Origin of the sequence: Vreelandella janggokensis, from assembly GCF_031451615.1 — a bacterium.
GTDB lineage: Bacteria > Pseudomonadota > Gammaproteobacteria > Pseudomonadales > Halomonadaceae > Vreelandella > Vreelandella janggokensis.
In genome coordinates, this window is sequence record NZ_JARWAJ010000001.1 from 1,287,474 (window position 1) to 1,312,292 (window position 24,819).

22 protein-coding genes and 4 tRNA genes are annotated in these 24,819 nt (G+C 56.0%); 17 read left to right on the top strand and 9 right to left on the bottom strand.

Annotation, left to right across the window (positions count from 1 at the left end):
* Position 1: 1 nt before the first annotated feature.
* Both QC816_RS05855 and QC816_RS05860 read right to left on the bottom strand, forming a co-directional pair.
* A complete protein-coding gene (locus tag QC816_RS05855; RefSeq protein ID WP_309781356.1) occupies positions 2 to 769 on the bottom strand; it encodes a VOC family protein in 768 nt (255 codons plus the stop codon).
* Positions 770 to 882: 113 nt separating this feature from the next.
* On the bottom strand, positions 883 to 1,158 hold the full coding sequence (locus tag QC816_RS05860; RefSeq protein ID WP_309781357.1) for a GrxA family glutaredoxin: 276 nt from the start codon (positions 1,156 to 1,158) through the stop codon (positions 883 to 885).
* A 194-nt stretch (positions 1,159 to 1,352) separates the two neighbouring features.
* Between QC816_RS05860 and QC816_RS05865 the strand changes: the two genes are divergently transcribed.
* Positions 1,353 to 2,123 carry a 3-hydroxybutyrate dehydrogenase gene (locus tag QC816_RS05865; RefSeq protein ID WP_264823122.1) on the top strand — a complete coding sequence of 257 codons (771 nt, stop codon included), beginning with the start codon at positions 1,353 to 1,355 and terminating at the stop codon, positions 2,121 to 2,123.
* Between the two features lie 49 nt (positions 2,124 to 2,172).
* On the opposite strand, the gene QC816_RS05870 is transcribed toward QC816_RS05865, so the two are convergent.
* The 3 genes from QC816_RS05870 to QC816_RS05880 are packed head-to-tail and all read right to left on the bottom strand — an operon-like array spanning position 2,173 to position 4,444.
* The gene (locus tag QC816_RS05870; RefSeq protein ID WP_085918516.1) at positions 2,173 to 2,712 is read right to left on the bottom strand and encodes a response regulator transcription factor; all 540 of its coding nucleotides are present in this window, start codon (positions 2,710 to 2,712) and stop codon (positions 2,173 to 2,175) included.
* Positions 2,713 to 2,753: 41 nt separating this feature from the next.
* Complete coding sequence (locus tag QC816_RS05875; RefSeq protein WP_199285337.1) at positions 2,754 to 4,022, bottom strand: ATP-binding protein; 1,269 nt, start codon at positions 4,020 to 4,022, stop codon at positions 2,754 to 2,756.
* 5 nt (positions 4,023 to 4,027) lie between these two features.
* Positions 4,028 to 4,444: a hypothetical protein gene (locus tag QC816_RS05880; protein WP_085918518.1), complete on the bottom strand. Its 417-nt coding sequence runs from the start codon at positions 4,442 to 4,444 to the stop codon at positions 4,028 to 4,030.
* A gap of 168 nt (positions 4,445 to 4,612) precedes the next feature.
* Between QC816_RS05880 and pyrC the strand changes: the two genes are divergently transcribed.
* Complete coding sequence (gene pyrC / locus QC816_RS05885) at positions 4,613 to 5,647, top strand: dihydroorotase (RefSeq protein WP_309781358.1); 1,035 nt, start codon at positions 4,613 to 4,615, stop codon at positions 5,645 to 5,647.
* On the opposite strand, the gene mtnN is transcribed toward pyrC, so the two are convergent.
* Positions 5,640 to 6,347 carry a 5'-methylthioadenosine/S-adenosylhomocysteine nucleosidase gene (gene mtnN / locus QC816_RS05890; RefSeq protein WP_085918520.1) on the bottom strand — a complete coding sequence of 236 codons (708 nt, stop codon included), beginning with the start codon at positions 6,345 to 6,347 and terminating at the stop codon, positions 5,640 to 5,642. The genes pyrC and mtnN overlap by 8 nt on opposite strands.
* A 43-nt stretch (positions 6,348 to 6,390) precedes the next feature.
* Positions 6,391 to 7,254, bottom strand: a complete 864-nt coding sequence (folD, locus tag QC816_RS05895) for a bifunctional methylenetetrahydrofolate dehydrogenase/methenyltetrahydrofolate cyclohydrolase FolD (protein WP_309781359.1) — start codon at positions 7,252 to 7,254, stop codon at positions 6,391 to 6,393.
* A 203-nt stretch (positions 7,255 to 7,457) separates the two neighbouring features.
* Between folD and QC816_RS05900 the strand changes: the two genes are divergently transcribed.
* From QC816_RS05900 to QC816_RS05915, 4 genes are all read left to right on the top strand, one after another.
* Positions 7,458 to 7,534, top strand: a tRNA-Pro gene (locus tag QC816_RS05900).
* A gap of 87 nt (positions 7,535 to 7,621) precedes the next feature.
* Positions 7,622 to 7,698: transfer RNA gene (locus QC816_RS05905), tRNA-Arg, on the top strand.
* A 52-nt stretch (positions 7,699 to 7,750) separates the two neighbouring features.
* Positions 7,751 to 7,825 (top strand) — tRNA-His (locus QC816_RS05910).
* A gap of 41 nt (positions 7,826 to 7,866) precedes the next feature.
* A tRNA-His gene (locus QC816_RS05915) sits at positions 7,867 to 7,941 on the top strand.
* Positions 7,942 to 8,084: 143 nt separating this feature from the next.
* On the opposite strand, the gene amt is transcribed toward QC816_RS05915, so the two are convergent.
* The gene (gene amt / locus QC816_RS05920) at positions 8,085 to 11,462 is read right to left on the bottom strand and encodes an ammonium transporter (RefSeq protein WP_309781360.1); all 3,378 of its coding nucleotides are present in this window, start codon (positions 11,460 to 11,462) and stop codon (positions 8,085 to 8,087) included.
* A 322-nt stretch (positions 11,463 to 11,784) separates the two neighbouring features.
* Between amt and QC816_RS05925 the strand changes: the two genes are divergently transcribed.
* The 4 genes from QC816_RS05925 (at position 11,785) to QC816_RS05940 (ending at position 15,953) form a co-directional block, all read left to right on the top strand.
* Positions 11,785 to 13,026 (top strand): NAD(P)/FAD-dependent oxidoreductase, encoded by a 1,242-nt coding sequence (locus QC816_RS05925; protein WP_309781361.1) that lies wholly within the window; start codon positions 11,785 to 11,787, stop codon positions 13,024 to 13,026.
* Between the two features lie 71 nt (positions 13,027 to 13,097).
* On the top strand, positions 13,098 to 13,307 hold the full coding sequence (locus tag QC816_RS05930) for a putative motility protein (protein WP_066320510.1): 210 nt from the start codon (positions 13,098 to 13,100) through the stop codon (positions 13,305 to 13,307).
* A gap of 259 nt (positions 13,308 to 13,566) precedes the next feature.
* The gene (locus tag QC816_RS05935) at positions 13,567 to 15,156 is read left to right on the top strand and encodes a peptide chain release factor 3 (protein WP_085918523.1); all 1,590 of its coding nucleotides are present in this window, start codon (positions 13,567 to 13,569) and stop codon (positions 15,154 to 15,156) included.
* A 20-nt stretch (positions 15,157 to 15,176) separates the two neighbouring features.
* Positions 15,177 to 15,953, top strand: a complete 777-nt coding sequence (locus QC816_RS05940; protein WP_309781362.1) for a TatD family hydrolase — start codon at positions 15,177 to 15,179, stop codon at positions 15,951 to 15,953.
* Positions 15,954 to 15,960: 7 nt separating this feature from the next.
* On the opposite strand, the gene ygfZ is transcribed toward QC816_RS05940, so the two are convergent.
* Positions 15,961 to 16,923 (bottom strand): CAF17-like 4Fe-4S cluster assembly/insertion protein YgfZ, encoded by a 963-nt coding sequence (ygfZ, locus tag QC816_RS05945; protein WP_199285332.1) that lies wholly within the window; start codon positions 16,921 to 16,923, stop codon positions 15,961 to 15,963.
* Between the two features lie 209 nt (positions 16,924 to 17,132).
* On the opposite strand from ygfZ, the gene QC816_RS05950 reads away from it, so the two are divergent.
* The 7 genes from QC816_RS05950 (at position 17,133) to QC816_RS05980 (ending at position 24,815) form a co-directional block, all read left to right on the top strand.
* Positions 17,133 to 17,330, top strand: coding sequence for a hypothetical protein (locus tag QC816_RS05950; RefSeq protein ID WP_199285331.1), 198 nt, complete (start codon positions 17,133 to 17,135; stop codon positions 17,328 to 17,330).
* On the top strand, positions 17,330 to 17,737 hold the full coding sequence (locus QC816_RS05955) for an OsmC family protein (RefSeq protein WP_309781363.1): 408 nt from the start codon (positions 17,330 to 17,332) through the stop codon (positions 17,735 to 17,737). Before QC816_RS05950 ends, QC816_RS05955 begins: the two co-directional genes overlap by 1 nt.
* Positions 17,738 to 17,764: 27 nt before the next feature.
* Positions 17,765 to 19,789, top strand: a complete 2,025-nt coding sequence (gene uvrB / locus QC816_RS05960) for an excinuclease ABC subunit UvrB (RefSeq protein WP_085918528.1) — start codon at positions 17,765 to 17,767, stop codon at positions 19,787 to 19,789.
* Positions 19,790 to 19,792: 3 nt separating this feature from the next.
* The gene (nei, locus tag QC816_RS05965) at positions 19,793 to 20,620 is read left to right on the top strand and encodes an endonuclease VIII (protein WP_309781364.1); all 828 of its coding nucleotides are present in this window, start codon (positions 19,793 to 19,795) and stop codon (positions 20,618 to 20,620) included.
* Between the two features lie 181 nt (positions 20,621 to 20,801).
* Positions 20,802 to 22,307 (top strand): fumarate hydratase, encoded by a 1,506-nt coding sequence (locus tag QC816_RS05970; protein ID WP_309781365.1) that lies wholly within the window; start codon positions 20,802 to 20,804, stop codon positions 22,305 to 22,307.
* 116 nt (positions 22,308 to 22,423) lie between these two features.
* Positions 22,424 to 23,842, top strand: a complete 1,419-nt coding sequence (gene cls / locus QC816_RS05975) for a cardiolipin synthase (protein ID WP_085918531.1) — start codon at positions 22,424 to 22,426, stop codon at positions 23,840 to 23,842.
* Between the two features lie 55 nt (positions 23,843 to 23,897).
* Positions 23,898 to 24,815 carry a LysR substrate-binding domain-containing protein gene (locus tag QC816_RS05980; protein WP_199285327.1) on the top strand — a complete coding sequence of 306 codons (918 nt, stop codon included), beginning with the start codon at positions 23,898 to 23,900 and terminating at the stop codon, positions 24,813 to 24,815.
* The last annotated feature ends 4 nt before the right edge of the window (positions 24,816 to 24,819 follow it).

The following is a 24,819-nucleotide window of genomic DNA, read 5'->3' on the forward strand; positions in this document are numbered from 1 at the left end:
CTTACGCCATCTCGCAGCGGGCATGAACAGGCAGCAATAGCTCGGCTATCCGTTCGTGATTGCTTTCCAGGTGCCTCTGAACAATGGCCAGACCGCCCAGACAGAGACGATGTTCGTCCCCCTGGTCGAATATCACTTTTTGAGGGGTGGCGGGGTAAAAACGATGGACAAGCAGGTTGGAAACGCTGAATACCCCATTTTGCTGATCTACCATGTGGGTCAGGCCGCTTTGTAATAGTTGCCGGTCAATGGCTTCCATTGAGCTGCCAAGCTGTTCGCAGTCAAAGCCGACATGGTGCAGCCTGGGCCCCATAACGGCTAACCAGGCGGCGAGCGGGTGTTCATCGTGTAGCTTCTGATAAAGTGCCCAAGCAGGCATTGGCCAGGGGCGACCTCTACACAACAGGTTTTGGCCTTTGCTGTCTTGCGGGTGCGTTTGCTGGACGAGGCCCAGCAGCGCTTCACGTAGCGATTTTGACAGGGTGCCCGTCTGTAATTCGACAAGAACCAGGCAGCTTCCACCCTCCGCTGGCGCCAAGAGATGGATGAGCAGTCCCTTGTCGGCCATCGCATAATGCCCGATGTGGCGATAACCCATATGGGCAAGCGAAGGCGATAGCGCTTGGGCGGAAAAACCGCCATGGTTGAGCGTCACCAGAGTGAGGTAATCCGCTGGCGTAGAAAGGGGCCAGAGGCGGAGTGCCCCGATATCAGGGTGAGTATGGATATAATCCAGCCACAACTGCTGGATGAACTCCTCGCGATGCATACTGCCTTCCTTGCCAAGGTATCGGACCATTAACGTCTAGGTTGCTATCAAGTCAGTATAGGCAAGTGACAGGTGAACGGTTCAACGCAGCTAAACGGCAGGCTAACGCTGACTCAGGCAGTCGACGAGGTGCTCAGTAGCTGGTGGTCGCGCACAAACTGGTCGAATTCGGTAAAGCCACCGACATGCTGCTCATCGACAAAAACCTGGGGAACGGTATGAATCGGCTTGCCGGCGGTTTTGGCAATATCGTCTTTGCTGACACCCTCAGACGGCATGTCGACGTAGCGATAGCCTTCAATGTTCCCCGCTTGTTCCAGCTGCTCAGCAAGCTGCTTGGCGCGAACACAAAACGGGCAGGACAAGCGTCCAAAAATGACCACAAACATACATGACTCCTTTGCTGGTGATAGAACGACAGAACATTGTGAATCAACCCGCCAGTGTTATCCAATAGGGGAACGCTAAAAAGGTTATTGAGTCACGTTATCATCTGCGTCTTTTCGAAGAGGCGCAGTGAAGCGGTAAGCAATCAACTAAACTGAACCCAGCAAGCCCACTCATTTAATCAACAGGATTTGCCATGACGACGACAGCAGTGACCCCCCGTGTTGCCTTGGTTACCGGCACCAGCAGCGGTATTGGCGAAGCAGTGGTCAAACACTTTTGCGAATTGGGCCATCAGGTATTGGCGGTCGATTTCAACCCTGAGGGTAAACAGATCGCCGAGGCGGCAGGGGCTGCGTTCTACCAGGCAGATTTGACCGACCCGGAGGCCTGTCGAGGTGCCGTTGCGGAGGCGGTCAAACGCTTTGGCGGCGTGGATATCCTGGTTAACAATGCCGGGATTCAGCATGTGGCGGCGATTGAAGACTTTCCCGAAGCGAAATGGCGTCACATTATCGACCTGATGCTGACAGCCCCTTTCCTGCTGACCCAGGCAGCCTGGCCGCACATGCGCGAAAAGGGCTGGGGCCGGATCGTCAATATTGCGTCTATTCATGCCCAGGTGGCCTCGCCGGGGAAGGCCGCTTATATCAGTGCCAAGCACGGCATGATCGGGCTCACCAAGACGGCTGCGCTGGAAGGTGGTGAGCAGGGGATTACGGCTAATGCGATATGCCCGGCCTACGTGAAAACCCCTCTGGTCGATAATCAGATTGCGGATCAGGCCAAGCTGCATGGCATGGGCGAGCAGGAAGTGATTGAAAATATCATGCTCAAGAATGCCGCTGTGAAACGCCTGATCGAACCCGCTGAAGTGGCGCAGCTGGTTGCCTATATGGCCTCCGACGCTGCAGGGGCGGTGACCGGAGCGAGTTGGAATATCGACCTTGGCTGGACCGCCCATTAGTCCGTCTTAAACCGCCTCCGTTGCCATGCAAGCGGAGGCAGATAAACGGTTAGCGACGTACAGGGCGCTTTTGCAATTTGCGCTGTAGCGTTCGGCGGTGCATGCCGAGCGCCCTGGCAGTGGCCGAGATATTGCCATCGTGCTCCTGCAAGACCTTTTGGATGTGTTCCCAGGTAATGCGATTGATGGAAGGTGGGCTATCAGCAACTTCAATGTTGGGATCACCTTCGGAGCGGTCGAACGCGTTCAGTACATCGTCAGCGTCAACCGGTTTGCATAAATAATTGACGGCCCCCAGCTTGATGGCTTCCACGGCGGTCGCAATACTCGAGTAGCCGGTCAAGACGACCACATGGCAGTGCGGCACGACTGCCAGCAGGTCGGGCAATAACTTGAGCCCCGAGGAATTTTCCAGCTTCAAGTCGAGGGTGGCCATGGTGGGGGCATGTTGGGCCGCAAGTGCCAGGGCCTGGTCCGCATCATGTGCCACGACGACCTCAAAGCCTCGCCGGGTGAGGGAGCGGCTTAGCACATGGCAAAACATCTCGTCGTCGTCGACAATCAATAACCGCTGGTTGGGTGTTTGCATGATGACCTCAATTAATCACTAAAACGAGAGCGCCACATAGCCTAGTCAGCGTCTGCACGGGGTAGCGTGACCTCGGTTAACGTACCGCCTTCGGGATGGTTGTAAAGACTGACGCCCCCGCCAAAGCGATTGATCGTGGCGTGGGTCAAGAATAAACCAATGCCCATTCCCTTGCTTTTTGTGGAAATGAACGTATCGCCCAACTGATCGGCGATCGACATGGCAACGCCTGGGCCGTGGTCACGAATATCGATGACGACGCGGTCAGAGTGCCAGTCCAGCCCGATGGCGATGTCTTCAGGATTGGCGTCCGCAGCGTTATTGAGCAGATTGGTCAGCGCCTGATCAAGGGTGGCGTCAACCGCCAGCCAGGGTCGCCCACGGCGGCTGGCGATGTCCAATTGGTGGCTGACATCGGGCCGCAATACCAGCCAGCGTTGGACAACACCGCCCAGCCAGGTTTCGGCGTCGAGCACTTCCGGTTCTGCCATGCGCCGCCGGTCCGCCTGGTTGACGAGATGCTGCAGGCGCGATTTGCAAATATCCACCTGCTGACGCAGTAATTCGATATCTTCCTGACGCTCCGGGTGGTCCTTGGCTTCTTCCTGCATATCCTTGAGCAGTACGGCCATGGTGGATAGTGGCGTGCCCAGTTCATGCGCGGTGCCCGCCGCCTGGGTGGCAACGGCCAACACTTGTTCGTTGCGTAACGCCGCTTCACGGGTGCGCGAAAGGGCCTGGTCGCGACGTCTCAAGGCATGGGCCATTTTATAGATGAAGAAAGTGACGAGCCCCGCTGACATGCCGAAATTCACCCACATGCCCAGTACGTGGAGACTAAGCGGGCTGCCGCTGTTGATATGGCCCAGTTGGGGGATCGGATGGTAGTCAATCATCAAGAAGCTATAGGCGGCCATGGCACAGCCGGCAATGATCCACGCATGACGCCAGGGCAGGGTCGCGGCCGCAATGGTAATGGGTACCAGGTAATAGGTGATGAAGGGATTGGTGGAGCCCCCGGAAAAATAGAACAGCAGCGTCAAGCCCACTATATCAGCAAGCAGATGCAGCAAATACTCAAGATGCCGGACCGCACGCGGCCGACCCAGCCGCCACCAGGTGGCAATGTTGAGCAGTCCCATTGCCAGGACAACGCTGACCACCTCAGGAACGGGTAGTTCGAACGAGAGGAATTTGACGCCCACGATGATGGCGATTAAAAAACCCGTCCAGGTGATGCCTCGTACAATGGTCAATCGGACCAGATTACGGTTTGGGGTCGATAACGGCAGCGGGAGCTCGGTTGGCATCTTGCTCACCTGGCGGTGGATTTAAAGCGATGGATCAGGAATTTAATAAACAGTGTCATGACGTAGGTTAACCATCCCGCCGTGGCAACAATATTGAATACCAGCATCTTGGGCGGCAGCCAGGCGCTGCCCAGCAGGCCCTCAATCATGATGTGGAAAAACATCGCAATAAGCACCGGCAGCGCCAGCAAGTGAATCCACATATCGGTCCGCCGTTTGCGCACATGATAGCGTCGCAGCAGGTAGCGAAGCGGCCGGTGTGCCCAGCTGAAAAATGCCAGGGTGGCGACGATCAGCAACATGGTGACTGTCGCTTCGGTGCTGCCGTAATACGTTGAAAACGACACCGACCACGCTAGCGCGAGCCACAGCAAGCCTTCGAGGCTGGCAATAATGTCGGCATTTCGCCGGACCTTCTGCATAACGTGTATCCTTTGACCAACCAGTGATAATTATCATACGCCACATCGGGTTAGCTGTGGGTGAATTGCACTCGATTCAACCTGATGGTGTATCCGGTATACTGCTGCTTGAGGCGCAGGGCGCCCATTTCATTGAACTGCGATAACTGACGACGTACAGGATCTTCCGTGGACGCTATTACTTTGACCCGGCCAGACGACTGGCACCTCCACCTGCGCGATGGCGAAGCGCTGAAAGCGGTTGTGGGCCACACCGCGGCCCAAATGGGGCGCGCAATCATTATGCCGAACTTGACGCCGCCGATCACCACGACCGAGCAAGCTATCGCTTACCGTGAGCGGATTCTGGATGCATTGCCTGCCAGTAGCCGCTTTGAACCGCTCATGACATTGTATTTGACAGATACCACTCCGCCGGAAGAGATTGAACGGGCAGCAAGAAGCGGTATTGTCAACGCCGTCAAGCTTTACCCGGCAGGGGCGACCACCAACTCCGCCTCAGGGGTGACAGATCTGACCCGCTGCGATGCTACCATTGCCGCGCTTGCCGATGCAGGCATGCCGTTGTTGATGCATGGCGAGGTCACCGACCCAGATATTGATATTTTTGATCGCGAGGCGGTGTTTATCGAGCGCGTGCTGACGCCGCTTTTAGCGCGCCACCCAACGCTGAAAGTGGTGTTCGAACATATCACGACACAACAAGCCGCCGAGTTCGTTGCCCAGGCACCCGATACCGTGGCCGCGACGATTACCGCGCATCACCTGTTGTTCAATCGCAATAAAATGCTGGTCGGGGGGATTCGGCCGCACTATTACTGCCTGCCCATTCTCAAGCGCGAAAGGCACCGTCAGGCTCTATTGAAAGCGGCGACCAGTGGCAGCGGGAAGTTCTTTCTGGGCACCGACAGCGCTCCCCATGCGCAAACTGCCAAAGAGTCCAGCTGTGGTTGTGCGGGCGCTTACACGGCCTCCACGGCGATAGAGCTTTATGCGACGGCGTTTGATGAAGTCGGGGCGCTGTCGGCGCTGGAGGGGTTTGCCAGCCTCAACGGACCGCGCTTTTACGGGCTGCCGCCCAATGGCGATACGATTACCTTGTCGCGGAGCCCGCAAAGCGTCCCCGCCAGCTACCCCTATGCCGATGGCGAGGCGATTATTCCGCTGCTGGCGGGGGAGACGCTCGACTGGTCAATCAGCTAGCGCCTAAAGTGAGGAGCATCTGGTCGACCATGCGCGAGGAATGGTCGGCAGCCACATCCAGGAATTGCTCAAAGGACAGGTGGTTATCGCCACTGCCGGGAATATCGGATAGCGCGCGGATAACCACGAACGGGCATTGGTAAAGGTGGCATGTCTGGGCAATAGCGGCGGCTTCCATTTCCACCGCCAGCATGCTGGGGAACAAGGCGCGTGTGGCATCGACTCTGGCCGGGTCGGCCATGAAGGCATCGCCAGTGGCGATCAAGCCTTCACGCACGTTGACCTCGCCGAGTGTCTTGATGGCTCCCTGAGCCACTTTGCGGAGCGCTTTATCGGCCAGATAAGCCGCGGGCATGCCGGGGACCTGGCCCATTTCGTAGCCGAATACCACCGCGTCTACGTCATGGTGGCGAACTTCGTCGGAAATGATGATATCGCCGATTTTCAGGTCGCTGGCGAACCCACCGGCTGAGCCGGTGTTGATCACCGCGTCAGGTTGATGGCGCTCTAAAAGTAGCGCAGTGCCCACCGCGGCGTTCACTTTGCCAATACCCGATTGAAGGATTGTCACATCGAGGCCATGGCGTGTGCCGCGATGAAAGATAAACCCAGCGTGTTCATAACGCTCCGGGTTTTCGAGCTGGGACGCCAGGATCCTGACTTCCTGGGCCATGGCGCCGATGATGCCGATACGCTTCACTATGTTGTTTTCCTATCCATCAGAAGAAGATAAACAGCCACGATTAGCTGTCAGATTGGTCGTGCTGTTCAGCGGCCGCCAGGGTGTTTTCCAGCAGCGTGGCAACGGTCATCGGTCCCACGCCGCCGGGGACGGGGGTGATCAAGCTGGCGCGTTCGGCCGCAGCGGTGAAACCGACATCCCCTTTCAGCTTGCCGTTTTCCTGGCGATTGATACCCACATCAATCACCACAGCACCGGGTTTTATCCAATCGCCTTGGACAATGCCGGGTTTGCCAACGGCGACCACTACAAGGTCGGCACGCCGGACATGTGCTTCCAGATCCTTGGTAAACCGGTGACATACCGTGGTGGTGGCGCCAGCGAGCATAAGTTCCAGCGCCATGGGTCGGCCGACAATGTTAGAGGCGCCGACGACAGTGGCATCGAGACCGCGGACCTTGACGCCACTCTGCTCAAGCAGCGTCATGATGCCTTTCGGGGTGCAGGGACGAAGGGCAGGCATGCGCTGGGCAAGACGGCCAATATTGAAGGGGTGAAAACCATCGACGTCCTTGTCGGGGCGAATTCGTTCGAGTATCGGTTCGGCGTCAAGCGATTCAGGCAAGGGCAGTTGGACAAGGATGCCGTCGACGGCAGGGTCGTCATTTAACTGGTCAACCAGTGCTTCAAGTGTCTGTTGGGAAGTATGGCTGGGCAGGGCGTGCTGAAAGGAAAGAATGCCTGCCTGTTCACAGGCGCGGTGTTTATTGTTGACATAGACCTGTGAAGCGGGGTCATCTCCTACCACCACAACCGCAAGTCCGGGTGCTCGTTTACCCGCCTGCTGGCGGGCAGCTACCTGTTGAGCAACATGCTGACGGACATTGGCGGCGATCGCTTTGCCATCGATGAGTTGGGCGGTCATGTAAAGAAATCCCCGTAGAGGTTGAAGGGCGAACAAAAACACGAGTGTTAATCAAAGGTCTGACATCGCTAATTTTCGCATGATGGGGCAGTCAGGCAAAGTGCCACGGTAAGTTGTCATGTTGATGGTTGACTTTAAAATTAAAAACAGTAATATATGCCTCGCTTGAGACGGGCCAGGCGGCAGCGTTTAGGCAATGAAATCGGGGTGTAGCGCAGTCTGGTAGCGCGCCTGCTTTGGGAGCAGGATGTCGGGGGTTCGAATCCCTCCACCCCGACCACGTCTAACGCGAAAGGTAGTTTTGCTTTTCCAGGCGATGGTTGTGGTCAAGTGCTCATCAATGTCTTTGTCTACAGATATTACATGTGCGCTCATAGCTCAACCGGATAGAGCAACGGCCTTCTAAGCCGTAGGTTGCAGGTTCGAATCCTGCTGGGCGCGCCATTTGTACCAGTAGCGATCAGCCTTGATGTCTCGTCAGTTGCAGTTGTCAATGGTGGATGTAGCTCAGTGGTAGAGCCCCGGATTGTGGCTCCGGTGGTCGTGGGTTCGATCCCCATCATCCACCCCAGTGACAGCACAGCAAGCAGCAATTCCCTTCTACAGGTTATGGTGGATGTAGCTCAGTGGTAGAGCCCCGGATTGTGGCTCCGGTGGTCGTGGGTTCGATCCCCATCATCCACCCCATTAACCTCTTTTCTGTTATTTCTCTGTTATAACTCCTCAGTTAATTATTCAAGCTCGTTCTTCAAGTTCGTTCTTCAAGTTCGTTCTTTCGCCTTTCTTCCTTGGTAGTTGATTTGCCGGGGTTTGTTATTTCCGTTTTCTGATTAACGCGGCATTACCTTGATAGGCTGTCCGCCTACCTGGGTGAGTGAGCCTGGGTGTCCGAGTAAAAAACCCTGGGCATAGTCAAGGCCGAGCGTCGTGAGTGTATCCAGGGTTTGCTGTGTTTCGACGAATTCAGCGATGGTTTCTATATTGAGCGCTTTCCCCACGGCATGAATGGCTTCCACCATCGCTCGATCTATCGGGTCTTCATGAACATGGCGAATGAAATGACCGTCGATTTTTAAATAATCAACGGGCAACTGTTTCAAGTAGCTGAAGGAAGACAGCCCTGTGCCAAAATCATCCAGCGCAAATCGGCAGCCAAGTTGCTTAAGCGTGTGGATGAGCTCGTTCACGCTTGAAAGCTGGGCAATGGCCGCGCTTTCGGTAATTTCAAAGCACAGGCTGCCCTTGGGCAGTTGGGCTTTGTGTACCTGGGTGATCAAATCCCTGCAGAATTCGCCATCAGACAGTGACGCGCCCGAGAGATTGACCCCCCAGCAGCCCCAGGCAGTGTCTGGGGCTGAGCGGGTAATATCGGACAGCCATGCAAGCGTGTTGCGAACCACCCAGCGGTCAATGCGCGGCATAAAGTGATAGCGTTCGGCGGCAGGTAAAAAACTGCCCGGTGTGATCAGGTTGCCGTCTTCTTCCAGGCGTAAAAGTATTTCCTGGTAAGCGGGGCGTTTGGCGCAGACAGCTTTGATTGGTTGGGCAAAGAGTCGGAAATGATCATTGTCGAGGGCGTTCTGTAAGCGCTGTACCCAGAGAAGTTCGCCGTCGCGTTCGAGTACCGAATGGTCATTGGCCTGGTAGCAGTGAAGGCGGTTGCGTCCTGCCTCTTTGGCGGTATAGCAGGCGGCATCGGCGGCGTGAAGCGCATCGGTTAGCTGCATGTTGTGATCCGTCAGAGCGACCAGCCCGATGCTGACGCCAATACCAAAGGTGTGCTCCTGCCAGGCAAAGCGATAGTTTTCGATATCACAGCGGATGGCATCGGCGATTTGGCAGGCTTGATCAATAGGGCAGTTGGGCAGCAGCAGGGCGAACTCGTCGCCACCAAGTCGTGCGACGGTATCGCTGGTGCGCACATAAACCTGCAGCTTTGTGGCCACCTGCCGGAGGAGCTCATCACCGGCGATATGGCCGCAGGTATCGTTGACGATCTTGAACTGGTCAAGATCCAGATAGCATAAAACGTGCGATCCTTCCTTCTCATTCAGCAAATGGCTCAGTGTTGTTTCAAATGCTCGGCGATTGATTAGCCCTGTCAAATTGTCGTGGCTGGCCTGGTAGTTAAGCTGGTCGGCAAGCTGGCGGGTGACGCTGACATCCTGAAAGACGGCCACTGCGCCCAGCGTAATGCCGCTGCGCGAGCGAATAGGGGCGGCGCTATGCTGAATGGGCGTTCGCTGTCCGTCGCGGTGTTCAAGCCAGCCATCGTCCGTTGAATGAATGGCGCGATGCTGGGTGAGCACCTGGCGCGCTGGGTTGCTCCGTAGGCTACCGGTATTGTCGTCAATGAGCCGGTAAATAGACTGGATCGGTTTTTCACGTGCGTCGCGAAGGTGCCAGCCGGTCAGCCGCTGGGCTTCGCTATTCATGAACGTGATCAAGCCACTGGCGTCGCAGGTGATAACGCCATCGCCAATGGAAGCAAGGGTTGTTCTTGCCAGGTCCCTCTCGCGGTTTAGCTGCTCCTGCAGGCGCTTGCGTTCGGTAATGTCACGCACCATGCCGGAACGTTCGGAGGCCGAGCCACTGGCACCTTCGCTTACCTGAATTTCCAGGTAGCGGATTTCCTGAGTGGCGGAGCGCAGTTTAATCTCGTGACGCTCACCCGGTGCCAGGTTTCGGCTATCCAGTAAGCGGCTGACGGGGGTATCTATCATTTGCTCGGCTTGAACGCCGAACAGCTGTTCGGCTCCGGGGTTAAGGCTGGTTAGCAGCCCATTGGCTTGCCAGGTAAGCACGCCGTCGCGCAGGTTGTGCAGCATCACACGGGTATGCCCGATAGCGCTTTCCAGTGCCGCGGCGACGCGGTTGTAGCCTGCCGCTATTTCGCCAACTTCAGAAAAAGGATCTGCCTCGATGCGCTGGCGCATGTCGCCCTGCTGCTCATGACGGCGCATGTGTTCCAGTAATTGAGTCAGTTCGTTATGGGTACCGTGCTCGGCGAGGTTGAGGCCCATTTTTTCATCTTCAGCGCTAACGCGAAGTGGAAAATAGCGCCCCGAGATACGAAACAGCAGCCACGCAATACCAAAGCTCCAGAGTCCGCAGACAACGACGCCCAGCAATTGAACGCCTGCCTGCTCCAAGGTGCTCAGTCCCGTGGCCAGTGCCTTGGGGTTGGCTATCCAGGGCAGAGCGAGCGTGCCCCAAATGCCGGGAATCAAATGCGCCGGAATAGCGCCTACGGCATCATCGATGCGGTGGTTGAGTAGCCATTCACTGGTGACCACCATCAGAACGCCGCTGACAGCCCCGAGCCCCAGTGCTGCCGACATCGAAATCGCATGGGCGCCTGCGGTAACAGCGACCAGCCCGGCAATGGCGCCGTTGATGGCATACATGACGTCAGCATAGCGGCGGCTTCGCCAGCCCATCAGCATGGCGGATAAAATGCCACCGGCGGCGCCCAGGACGGTATTGGCAAGAATGCCAGGTACCTGATTGTTAACAGCCAGCGTGCTGCCGCCGTTGAAGCCAAACCAGCCGAGTATCATGAACAATGCCCCTAACATGGCAAGGGGAAGGTTGCCTGCCGGGAAGGCGGTGGGAGGTTGGTTTTGGTTGAAGCGTCCCTGGCGAGGGCCGATGGCGAGGACGGCTGCAAGCGCGACCCAGCCCCCCACGCTGTGAACGACGGTTGAGCCGGCAAAATCGACAAAACCCAGCGAGGCGAGCCAGCCGCTTTCGCCTCCCAATAGACCGCCCCATGCCCAGTGTCCAAATACGGGGTAGATGAGTAGCGCTATCCAGAGGGCGGTCCATAGGTAGGCAAAAAATGGCATTCTTTCGGCGACGGCACCCGCCACAATGGTTGCAGCGGTAGCACAGAACATGGCTTGAAAGATAAACAACGTGATTACCCAACTCGATACGGAGTTGAGCTGCCACCCGAACAGGCTTGTGCCCAACCAGCCGCCTTCCGAAACGCCGAACATCAACCCGAAGCCCACTAGCCAGAAGATGCTCAATGCGATGGCAAAATCCGCAATATTCTTCATTGCGACATTGATGGCGTTTTTGCTGCGGGTTGTGCCGGCTTCCAGGCATAAAAACCCCGCCTGCATGACAAATACCAGCGCGGCTGCCCATAATACCCACAGCGTATCGAGCAGTTCGGTGTCGACAATGGGTGAGAGCGGCATGGCGGTGTCCTTGGTATTTTTGGTGCGTGGCACGCACCTTTTCGGTGCATGGCGCTATGCAAAGGTTGTTAAGACAGTGCTGAATTAATGTTCTTTGCCCTGATGATGATTCACCCGGTAATAAGGCCAAGCAATTGCTGTGCCGCAATGTCGGGCGCTGTCGATTTTTGTGCTTAAGGCGATATTAATTTCTGATTTATCTATTAAAAACAGTTTTTTGGACTGTATTAATGGTTCTTTATCAGTGCTATTTTTTAGATAAATAGGCGTGCGGTGTAACGAGCCCGCGTGTCGTGTAATTTGCAGATCGGAGGGTGTTTCAATGTCGCGTCATGCAGTGGTGTTAGGGGCAGGTATGGTAGGTGTCAGCATTGCATGGCAACTGCAGCAGCGGGGTATTCAGGTCACCCTGATGGACCGGCGCCAGCCAGGCCGGGAAACATCCTTTGGCAATGCCGGTATTATCCAACGTGAAGCGGTAAAACCGTATCCCTTTCCTCGCGATTTGAAAACTATCCTGAGCGTATTGCCCAATCGGCGCGTGGATATTCGCTATCGTACCGGCGGGATGCTGGAGGCGGCATCGCCGTTATTGAGCTATTGGCATCATTCTTCGCCGCGTCGCTACCGGCAGATCGTGCCGGAATATGCCTCCTTGATTCAGCTGTGTCTTAAAACCCATGAGCCGATGATTGAGGCCGCGGGGGTCGAGGACTTGGTGCGTCGTCAAGGTTGGCTGGAGATATATAGAACCCCGGAGAAGCTGGCCGCGCGCGCAAAAGAGGCCGAAGAAATGCGGGACCTCTACGATGTGCAATTTCAAGTGTTGGATCGACAGGCATTGCGAGACAAGCAGCCCGACCTTGGCGATGACATCATTGGGGCCATTCATTGGCTTGATTCCTGGACAGTCGCCGACCCAGGCGCGCTGGTGGCTGCCTACGCGGCGTCATTTGTCGCCAATGGCGGACGCGTTGTGCAAAGTGATGTTCAGTCGGTCACCCAGCGTGAAACCCAGTGGCGTGTGACGACCAGCGATGGAGAAGTGGTGGCAGATGATGTCGTAATGGCACTGGGACCCTGGTCAGGCGAGTGGCTCAAAGGGCTGGGCTACCGCTTCCCGACCTTCGTCAAACGGGGCTATCACATGCATTATGCCACTCAAGCACCGGCTCGGTTGCAGTACTGGTTGATGGATGCCGAGGTGGGCTACTTGCTGGCGCCCATGAATGCAGGCATCCGTCTGACCACTGGTGCCGAGCTGGACCGCCTTGAGTCACCGGCTCATGAAGGCCAGCTAAGCGCGGCGGAAAGCGCTGCACGACGTATTTTTCCGCTGGGTGAACGTCTTGATGAAGCCGCCTGGAAGGGCGCACGCCCGTGTCTTCCGGATATGAAGCCGGTGATTGGCCCTGCGCCCCGTCATAAAGGCCTCTGGTTGGCCTTCGGGCATGGCCATCAAGGGTTTACCCTGGGGCCGGCGACGGGCTACCTGCTGGCGGACATGATGGAAGGTAAAACGCCAGCCATTGATATGGCCCCCTTCAGGGCCGAGCGTTTTTAGCGCGCGATTTTGCGTGTTGTCACACCATTTGCTAGTCTCCTAGTATATTCGTACTACATTGAGGTGATTATATGGATGTAGCCGTCAGCAACGCCGTCAGTACGGCGCTTTACATGAATCAGGCGCAAAGTGCTGAGCAAGCTCAAATGCAGGTATTCAAGGAAGCACTGGATACCCAGGCGCAGCAAGTGACTGACATCATGGCGTCTGCCGATACCGGTGCACAGCCTGATCTAGCAAAAGAGGGCACCGTGGGGACTCAGGTCAACACCTTTGCCTGAAACGTAATACGTTCCCGACAGCTTTGCGCAAAACGCCGGTTTCCCGGCGTTTTTTTATGTCCGGTTATTCACGCCTGGCTCTTTGTCATGGCTCCTGCTGTTCATGACCGCAGTCTCGCTTAACTAAACCGTCCCACAACCGTCCTCTTGTGGCCCCATACTGTCTGCGAGGGTACAATTGCGCTCAATGCCACACAGCTCAGCCGCTGACACCCTGCATCTATGTGCCTGGCTGAGTCCACGTTAATGATGAGGCCCGATGAAAGATACTCAATTAGCCCAGGAAGCCGGGCTTAGAAGAACCTTTGCTATCATTTCGCACCCCGATGCCGGTAAAACGACCATTACAGAGAAAATGCTGCTGTTTGGTAATGCCATTCAGCTGGCCGGATCGGTGAAGAGCAAGCGCAATGATCGCCATGCCACGTCGGACTGGATGAAAATGGAGCAGGAGCGGGGCATCTCGGTGACAACCTCCGTGATGCAGTTTCCTTATGGGGGACGCATCGTTAACCTGCTCGATACGCCAGGTCACGAAGATTTCTCTGAGGACACCTACCGTACCCTGACGGCGGTGGACTCCGCCCTGATGGTGATTGATGGCGCTAAAGGCGTCGAGGACCGGACCATCAAGCTGATGGACGTCTGTCGTCTACGCACCACGCCGATTCTGACCTTCATCAACAAAATGGACCGCGATATCCGTGATCCTATTGAGGTGATGGACGAGGTCGAGACGGTGCTCAACATACAGTGTGCGCCAATGACATGGCCCATCGGCATGGGACGGCACTTCCGCGGGGTGTATCACCTTTATAATGATGTGGTTCATCTCTATACCCAGGGTCAGGGCAGTCGTATCCCCGAGGACAAGCGTATCGAGGGGCTGGATAATCCCGAGGTAGACGAAGTGCTGGGTGAAGAACAGGCTGAAGAACTGCGCATGGAAGTTGAACTGGTGCGCGGTGCATCCCATGAGTTTGACCTTGATGCTTATCGCCGTGGGGAATTGACGCCCGTCTATTTCGGGACGGCCATGGGCAACTTTGGCGTACGCGAAATGCTGGATGGCTTTGTCGAATATGCACCGGCTCCCCAACCCCGGGAAACCGATGTGCGGGATGTGCCGGCTGACGATTCTCGCTTTACTGGCTTTGTGTTTAAAATCCAGGCCAATATGGATCCCAATCATCGCGATCGTATCGCTTTTCTGCGGGTATGCTCGGGCAAGTACGACAAGAACATGAAGATGCGCCATGTGCGTATCAACAAGGACGTCAAGATTGCCGACGCGCTGACGTTCATGGCCTCCGACCGCTCTCAGGTGGAAGAAGCCTGGCCTGGCGACATCATCGGCCTGCACAACCACGGCACTATCCAGATTGGTGATACGTTTACCGTGGGTGAGAATATGCGCTTCACCGGTATTCCGCATTTTGCGCCGGAGCTTTTCAAACGCGTGCGCTTGAAAGATCCGCTTAAAATGAAAGCCTTGCAGAAAGGCTTGCAGCAGCTCTCCGAAGAAGGCGCTACCCAGGTCTTCATGCCGATCGACAACAATGACCTGATTCTGGGGGCAGTGGGGACGCTGCAATTTGACGTCGTGGCGCACCGTTTGAAAGAAGAATACAAGGTCGACTGTCTGTATGAAGCCGTCAATGTTCAGACAGCGCGCTGGGTGTATTGCGAAGATCCCAAGATGCTTGAGGAATTCAAGCGTAAGGCAAGCACCAACCTGGCGATCGATGGCGGCGGCTACTTGACCTACATCGCACCGACCCGCGTCAACCTGCAAATGACCCAGGAGCGCTGGCCGGATATTCGCTTCCAGCCGACGCGCGAGCACTAGCCGGGCAATACGAGGCGACCATGCTGATTGATGCCCACTGCCATCTTGATTTTGCGGTGTTCGACCCTGATCGTGATGCAGTCATGTCAGCCGCAAGAGGCGTGGGGGTCAAGCACTTCATCGTGCCGGGGACGACGCGTGCTCGCTGGCAAGCCGTGCTGGCGCTGGGACAGCGATGTCAGGATGTCAGCGTTTGCGCAGGGCTTCATCCCTACTTTACGGGTGAACACCGTGACCAGGATCTGGCTGAGCTCGAGTGCTTGCTGAAAGAGCGCTCCGAGCTGGTCGCCGTCGGTGAATGCGGGATTGACGCTCGCTTTGACACTACCCTTGATGCCCAATGGGCGTACTTTGATGCCCAATTAACCTTGGCCAAGCAGCATGCCTTGCCGGTGGTCGTGCATTGTGTCAAAGCCAACGACACCGTCGCCAAACGGCTTCGTCAACGCACGCTTTCCAGAACCGGGTTGATCCATGCCTTTGCCGGGTCTTACGAGCAGGCCAGGAAGTTTGTGGATCTTGGTTATGTCCTGGGTCTGGGGGGCGCGGCGACCTATTACCGGGCAAAGCGATTGCACCGGGTTATCAAGGCACTGCCCGATGACAGTTTTGTGCTGGAAACGGACAGCCCCGACATGCCGCTAAGTGGCTACCAGGGACAGCGCAATGAACCTTGCCGAGTAAGTGACGTCTGCAATGTCGTGGCCGAATTACGCGGACAAGCACGCGAACATGTCGCCGCCATCAGCAGCGCCAATGCTGCCCGCCTGTTTCACTTACCCGTTGCGGTCGATTAATCAGCGTTCAATTCGCCAGGCCCATGGCGAGCTGCTCGGGGTCGAGCCGCTCGATAGCGTAGGGAAGATCGAGTAGTGTCAAGCGGGCCTCCCCGATATAAACGGGCATGGCCTCTTCCATCACCTTGGTATTCATGACAGCCAGAAGCTCAATGCTGCCTGTTTCGCTAAGAGCGCTGGTAACGACTTCGCCGACGGCCTTATTGGCTTCATTGATAATCGTGTCCCCGGTTGTTGGCGCCTCGATATTCGAAAGTTCGGCACGCACCAGGCGTTTTTTTACCTGACCACGAAAATGAGCCCGGGCAACGACTTCCTGACCGGTGTAACAGCCTTTTTTGAAGCTGATACCGCCCAGCGCTTCCCAATTGAGCATCTGCGGCAGGAAATGGTCCTGCTGTGCCTCGGTCAGCCATGCCAGGCCGCTGCGGATGTCAGCCAATTGCCAGGCGGCCCGTCCGCCTTCATCGTCAAGTGTCTCGATAAGAGTGTCGTCTTCCAGACAGAACAGCCAGCGTGGTGTATCGCCTGGATAGCACAGCACGCTGGCGTGTGGGTTTGTGGATTGAGTGCCAGGCGCGTTGGGCAAGGGGAGGTCCAGCGTTTCCGCAACTGAGCGGGCATTTTCTCCCACGCCGACCAGCAATAGCCCGGGAAGTGGGGTTAGCTCCGCTTTATAAAAAGCGGCAAATTTTTTTAGGTGGCTGCTCAGCGTTTCAAGCAGCGACGCGCTGAGAAGTAGCCGATAATGACTGTCACCAACCTTCATCAACTGGGCATTTGCCAGCATGCGTCCCTTTGGCGTGCAGAAACAGGTAAGCGGCGCAAAACGCCCGTCGGCAAGACTGACCTGAGCGCTGGTTTGCCCTTGCAAGAATTTCTCGGCATCGGGTCCTTGGATATCCAATGCCGCTAAATGGTTAAGGCGAATACCGCTGTTAAGGGCATCGATTGAGGGAACGGTCGCCATGACAACTCCTGTTGAAGGGGTGGCTGGATCGTGTTGCGAATCAATATTGTCTTAAGTATGGGCAATGGACCGCAATTGCAAGGGTCCTGCCGCGTGCTAGACTCGTTGTCTGTATCAGTTTTGCATAGGACAATATCAATTCGCTCGGAGAGCCAATCCAGTTGGCATTGACCCGTGACGGTAAAATGTATTTGAAACAAGGCTAGCCGATGGCACAGCAATCACTAACCTTTCACGGTGTGAAATCCGCTGAACAGGTCAATCAGATTACCACCGCGCTGATGATGCTCGAAGGCGTGGACAGCGCTGAAGTGGGTCGCTATGGCGCTGAAGTGGACGGTCGCGTAAAGCGTGAGGCGCTCATCAAGGCCGTTGAAAAGCTCAAGCTGGGCATAAAGGTAACATGATGCACAAGCCGATTACGGTGATCAGTGAGCGCAACAGCGCTTTCCGCCATCGCGTCGAGGTTGACGGCCTTGAGGATCTGGCCGCCGATGTGCCGCCCGTCGTGGGCGGTGACGGCAGCGCGCCTGACCCCCATGACTATTTTGATATTGCCCTTGGAACCTGTAAGGCAATTACCGTACAGATGTATGCCAAGCGAAAGCAATGGCCTCTGAAAGGCATTACCGTCACTGTTCAGCGCGATGACAGCCAGGAAAGGAAAGGTGAGTACAAGCTGGCGGTGATGATGACCTTTCACGGCATTGATGATCCTGAGCAGCGTGCCCGGCTGGAAGATATCAGCCACCGCTGCCCCATCCAACGGTTGATGACCACATCGACCGTGGAGATTACGACGAGCACCACGTAGCTCGCCTTACCCTGATCAGGAGTGACGATGAGCAAGGATTTCCGGTTGCAATCGAAATTTGAGCCCGCAGGCGACCAGCCCAACGCTATCAAGGGCCTGGTGGGGGGGCTAGAGTCGGGACTTGCCCATCAAACGCTGCTCGGTGTCACCGGCTCGGGAAAAACCTTCACCATGGCCAATATCGTCGCGCAACAGCAGCGGCCAACGATTGTCATGGCGCCCAATAAGACGTTGGCGGCGCAGCTATACGGTGAGTTCAAAGCGTTTTTCCCGGATAACGCCGTTGAATACTTCGTGTCCTACTACGATTACTACCAGCCGGAAGCCTATGTGCCGTCGTCGGACACTTTCATTGAAAAAGATGCCTCCATCAACGACCACATCGAGCAAATGCGCCTGTCGGCGACGAAAGCACTTCTGGAGCGCCGGGATGCGTTGATTGTCGTATCGGTGTCAGCGATTTATGGCCTGGGCGACCCTGACCAGTACCTCAAGATGCGCTTGCATTTTACCCGCGGCGAGTTGATCGACCAGCGTGCTTTCCTCCGTCGTCTCGCGGAACTTCAGTACACGCGTAACGATATGGATTTTCGCCGCGGTACTTACCGGGTGCGAGGCGATGTGATCGATATTTTCCCGGCAGATGCCGAAGAAGAAGCCGTGCGGGTGGAGTTGTTTGACGATGAAATCGACTCGATCCGGCTCTTTGATCCTTTGACGGGCGACGTGCGCGGGCAAGTCCCGCGCATGACCATCTACCCGAAATCCCACTATGTTACGCCTCGAGAAACGATTCTAGGCGCGATTGACGATATCAAGGCAGAACTTAAAGAGCGGTTGGAGTGGCTGCGCAAGCACGAGCGTCTGGTCGAGGCGCAGCGGCTCGAGCAGCGCACGCTGTACGATATCGAGATGATGCTCGAACTGGGTTACTGCAACGGTATCGAAAACTACTCTCGCTATTTATCGGGCCGCACCCCCGGCGAGCCACCGCCGACATTTTTCGATTACCTGCCAGACGATGCGCTGCTGTTTATTGATGAATCCCACGTCAGCGTGCCCCAGGTAGGCGGGATGTACAAAGGTGACCGGTCGCGCAAGGAAACGCTGGTGGAGTACGGATTCCGCTTGCCGTCTGCACTCGATAACCGGCCGATGAAGTTTGAAGAATGGGAAGCCATTTCACCGCAAACGATTTTTGTCTCGGCGACACCGGGCCCTTATGAAGCCGAGCATGCAGGCCAGGTTGTCGAGCAGGTCGTGCGGCCGACGGGCTTGCTGGACCCCGAGATTGAAGTGCGTCCGGCAAGCACGCAGGTTGACGATTTGCTGTCCGAGATCAGGCTTCGCACCGAGGTGGGCGAACGCGTGCTGGTGACCACCCTCACCAAGCGTATGGCCGAAGACTTGACCGAATACCTGGACGAGCATGGCATCCGCGTCCGCTATCTGCATTCGGATATCGATACCGTCGAGCGGGTGGAAATCATCCGCGACCTGCGGTTGGGGAAATTCGACGTGCTGGTGGGGATCAACCTGCTGCGTGAAGGGCTGGATATCCCGGAAGTCTCATTGGTTGCCATTCTTGATGCCGATAAAGAAGGTTTTCTGCGTAACGAGCGCTCATTGATCCAGACCATTGGCCGCGCCGCACGTAACGCCCAGGGGAAAGCTATCCTTTACGGCGACCGGGTTACCGATTCCATGCGCAGGGCGATGGATGAAACCGAGCGTCGGCGTGACAAACAGAAGGCGCATAACGAAGCCCATGGTATTACCCCAACCACGATTACGCGCTCGGTAACCGATATCATGGAAGCCGCACAGGCACCGGGCAAGAAAAGCAACCGCAAGCGGGGTAGTGATCGCAAAGTGGCCGAGAGTACTGCCGAGTACGATACCGCGAGCATGGACAAGCACGATTTCCTTGCCGCGATCAGCAAAATCGAAGATGCCATGTTTGAAGCGGCGCAAAACCTTGAGTTTGAGGAAGCGGCACGCTTGCGCGACCAGTTGCACAAGATGAAAGAAAAACAGCTGGCGCTAGGGTAGGGCATGCCTGAAGGTCCGGAAATCCGTCGTGCGGCAGATCGCATTGAGCAGCAGATAGGCGGCCAGGTGATTGACGATGCCTGGTTCGCCTTCCCGGAACTTGCCGAGCAGGCAGCGTCACTGCTTGGGGTGCGGGTTTCGCGGGTAGATACTCGGGGCAAGGCAATGCTGATCTGGTTTGCCGACCAGAGCGTGCTTTACTCCCACAATCAACTGTATGGGGTTTGGAAGCTTCACAAAGAAGATAAGCCCCCCAGCACCCGGCGCTCGCTGCGTGTTCGAATAACCACAGATGGGCGCTGCGCCAGTCTGTATAGTGCTTCCGATATTTCACTCTGGCACGAAGACAATCTCACAGAACACCCGTTTTTATCCCGGCTCGGGCCTGACCTCCTGAGCCAGAAGGTGACCCCGCTGCAAGTACAGCAGCGCATGAGCCTTAAGCAGTTTCACCGACGTAGCCTGGGTGCATTACTTCTGGACCAGGGCTTTGTCGCGGGGTTAGGCAATTATCTGCGCTCGGAAATTCTTTTTTTTGCCCAGTGCCACCCCAAACAGCGCCCGGTTGATTTAACCGAGCGGCAGCGCCAGCAGTTGGCTATTTTTATTATCGACATAACTCGACAGGCCTACCAGCAGGCGGGGGTAACCAATACAAAGGCCTGGGTTGAAAACGCCATCGCCGCCGGTGAACCGCGTCGCCAATGGCGCTTCAGTGTTTTTGAGCGAGCGGGACTTTCCTGCCATCGTTGCGGTCGCGTTATCGAGCGTATGATGGTCGGCTCCCGGCGGCTTTACTGGTGCCCCGGCTGTCAAATAGATACACCATGATTTATACCGTTATCTTTCTGTTTGAAAACAATTAAACCAACACACACACCTAGAATTGCAGACATACAGTGTTGCTGCCGGAATAATGCCAATACGGTATAATGTTTACACGTTAAACAGGCCGCTATTCCCATCACCGCTTAGGCCGCCGACAAGACGATAACCGAGGAGCAGTTTGTCCATGACCGTGATTCGCCAGGACGACGTGATTCAAAGCGTTGCCGATGCACTGCAGTACATCTCTTACTACCATCCCAAAGACTTTATCGATGCCATGGCGGCTGCCTATGAGCGTGAAGAAAACCCTGCCGCCAAGGACGCGATTGCCCAGATTTTGATCAATTCGCGTATGTGTGCCACCGGTCATCGCCCAATTTGTCAGGATACCGGTATCGTCACGGTGTTTGTTCACGTGGGTATGAATGTCACCTGGGACGCTGGGATGAGCCTGGATGACATGGTCAATGAAGGGGTGCGTCGCGCCTATCAGCTACCCGACAATATTTTGCGAGCGTCTGTCCTGGCGGACCCTGATGGAAAGCGTCAGAATACCAAGGACAACACCCCGGCGGTTATCCACCATAAGCTTGTGCCGGGCGATAAAGTCGATATCCATGTGGCAGCCAAGGGCGGTGGTAGCGAAGCAAAATCCAAGTTTGCCATGCTCAACCCCTCTGACAGCGTGGTGGAGTGGGTAATGGAGCAATTGCCTAAAATGGGCGCTGGCTGGTGCCCGCCTGGTATGCTGGGTATCGGGATTGGCGGCACGGCCGAAAAAGCCATGGAAATTGCGAAAGAGGCACTGCTGGATCCTATCGATATCCAGGACTTGCAGGCAAGAGGGGCCAGCAATCGCGCCGAGGAGCTGCGTCTCGAGCTGTTCGACAAGGTCAATAAAAGTGGCATTGGCGCACAAGGCTTGGGTGGCTTGACGACTGTGCTGGATATCAAGGTCAAGGATTATCCGACGCATGCGGCAAATAAGCCGGTCGCCATCATTCCCAACTGCGCGGCCACTCGCCATGCCCACTTCACACTGGACGGCTCTGGCCCCGTGGCGCTACCTGCCCCCAAGTTGGAAGATTGGCCGGAAATTACCCGTGAAGCCGGCGACAACGTCAAACGTGTCAACCTGGATACGGTGACCCCCGACGATGTCAAAACCTGGCAGCCCGGCGATACGCTCTTGTTGAATGGCAAGCTGCTGACCGGGCGTGATGCGGCCCACAAACGCATGGTAGATATGATTGCCAAGGGCGAGCCGTTACCGGTCGATATGAAAGGGCGGTTTATCTACTATGTGGGCCCGGTGGATCCGATAGGTGACGAAGTGGTCGGCCCTGCAGGTCCTACCACCGCCACACGCATGGACAAGTTCACCCGCACCATGCTCGAAGAAACAGGCTTGCTGGGCATGGTGGGCAAGGCCGAGCGAGGGCAGGCGGCGATTGACGCCATCCGCGATAACCAGGCGGTTTATCTGATGGCGGTAGGCGGTTCTGCTTATCTTGTTGCCCAGGCAATCAAGAAATCCCGCGTGGTTGGCTTCGAGGATCTCGGCATGGAAGCCATTTATGAGTTTGAAGTGGAAGATATGCCGGTTACCGTCGCCGTGGATAGTGCAGGAACCTCGGTGCACCAGACCGGGCCTGCCAAGTGGAAGGACATTATCGCCCAGACGGCTTGAATGTTGGAAAGGAGTCGCGTGTTTCAGGCGATATAGGCCCTGCCAGTGGCGGGGCCTATGTCCATTCTCGGCCAGCGCATCGCAATGGAATTGACACCCATAATGAGGACACCACTATGACCTCGTGGTTGCTAGGGACCGGCATCTTGTTGATCTATGTGCTGGGGATTGTTTCAGCGGTGATGGCGCTGATGTCCAGCCGGACCTCCCAGGGCGCGGTCGCCTGGATTATCTCACTACTCACGTTTCCTTATGTTGCCGTACCTGCCTATTGGCTATTTGGACGGCCACGGTTTTATGGCTACGTGACGGCCCGCGGGGTGCGTGACAATATTTTACGCCGCATGCTGGTACGTTATCGCGCCAACATTGACCCCTATGGTGTGACGGCTAAAAGCGCCGATATTCGAGCCGTTGAACAGTTGGCCATGATGCCAATGACCCAGGGTAACCAGGCAACCTTGCTGATTGACGGCGAGGAGACCTTCGAAAGCCTGTTTGCGGGCATTGAGCGTGCCCAGCGCTATATTCTTCTGCAATTTTTCATCGTTCGGGATGATCGGCTTGGCCGCCGATTGATGGCGTACCTTCAGCAGGCTGTGCGGCGTGGTATCAATATCTATTTCCTATACGACGAGATGGGCAGCCGAAAGCTCAGCGATCGCTATTTAAATGATTTGGCCCAGTCAGGTATCGAAGTCAGTGCGTTTCGATCCTCCAGGGGGCTTAAGCATCCTTTCCAACTGAACTTTCGCAATCATCGTAAAGTGATGGTGGTCGATGGGCATGAAGGTTGGCTTGGCGGGTTTAACGTCGGCGTGGAGTACCTGGGCGAGGATCCTAATCGTGGCCCCTGGCGCGATACGCATCTCAAGCTTGAAGGCCCGAGTGTTCTGGGGCTTCAGGAAGCCTTCTGGGAAGATTGGCATTGGGCGACAGGCGAAGTGATAACCCTGGATTGGCAGCCCGTGAAAACCTTCGCCAGTAATCACCACGTGGTCGTGGTCCCCTCGGGACCTGCAGATCGCCAGGACACAGCAAGCCTGCTCATACAGCAGGTAATACAGAGTGCCGAAGAGCGGCTATGGGTTACCAGCCCCTATTTTGTGCCGGACCAGGGTGTTCAGGATGCGCTTCGGCTAGCCGCCATGCGTGGCGTGGATGTCCGGGTCATGATACCCGAACGGCCTGATCACTTGCTGGTTTTCCTGTCGGCCTTTTCATTCCTGCCCGATATGTTGCGCGCTGGTGTAAAAATATACCGTTATCTTCCTGGTTTTCTCCACCAGAAAGTTATGCTTGTCGACAACAAGGCAGCAACGGTCGGTACAGTGAATATGGACAACCGTTCTTTCCGGTTAAACTTTGAAATCACCGCTTTTATGCCCAGCCCGTCCGTTGCTGCCCAGGTTAGCTTGATGCTCGAGAACGATTTCGCAAGATGTCGTCGTATCAGCCTGGATGAGATTGCCCAGCGTCCCTGGTGGAAAAAAGTGGTATCACGGGCGGCCTATTTAACGGCGCCCATTCAGTAAACTGAAGGCTCCGTGCCAGATCAATTCAAATAACTAGGGTGACAAGGAGTCGTTGGTGAACCTTGAAACAAAATGGTTGGAAGATTTCGTCGCATTGGCCAATACCCGGAGTTTTTCAGCATCTGCCAGGCAGCGGCACGTGACTCAGCCAGCGTTCAGTCGGCGTATCCGGGCTTTAGAGCAGGCGGTGGGGGTGACGTTGGTTGACCGTTCAACGACGCCGGTGGGCTTGACCTCAGAAGGACAGCTGTTTCTGGTTACCGCGCGAAACCTTGTTGAGCAGCTTAACGAATCGTTAGGCCATTTACGGGGGCTCTCGATTGCCAATGAGGCGCTGGATATCGTCGCCGCGCATTCGTTAGCGCTGAGCTTTTATCCGCCCTGGATATCGCGACTGCAAAAAGGCCTCGGTGAGCTGCCTACCCGATTGGTCGCGATGAATGTCGGAGAGGCCATTCACGTGCTTCGTGAAGGCAACTGTGACCTCATGCTGGCCTACTATGATCCATTCGCCACCATGCAGCTGGATGCTGAAGTGTTCCCGTCTTTTTCGATTGGCAACGTCAATATGCTCCCCGTGTCATTACCCGATGCCCAGGGCAAACCATTGTTTTCACTTCAAGAAGGTGACTCTGTGCCCTACCTGGCTTATACGCAGGGTGCCTTTTTGGGGCGCAGTGTACGCATGCTGCTGAAAAACGACCCCTTGCGTATGAAACTGCGCACCGTCTATGAAACCGCCATGGCGGAGGGGCTGAAGGGGATGGTGCTTCAAGGGGTAGGCATGGCATGGATCCCCGATTTTTGTATTCGCGAAGAACTAAAGAGCGGTCGTTTGGTGCGTGCTGCCGATGCCAACTGGGATATCCCGCTGGAAATCCGGCTGTACCGCTGTTCACTGGTCCACAAGCCTGGTGTAGAGCGCTTGTGGCGGCAAATGATGAAGCTGCCCCGGGACTTTCTGCAGGGGTAATGAA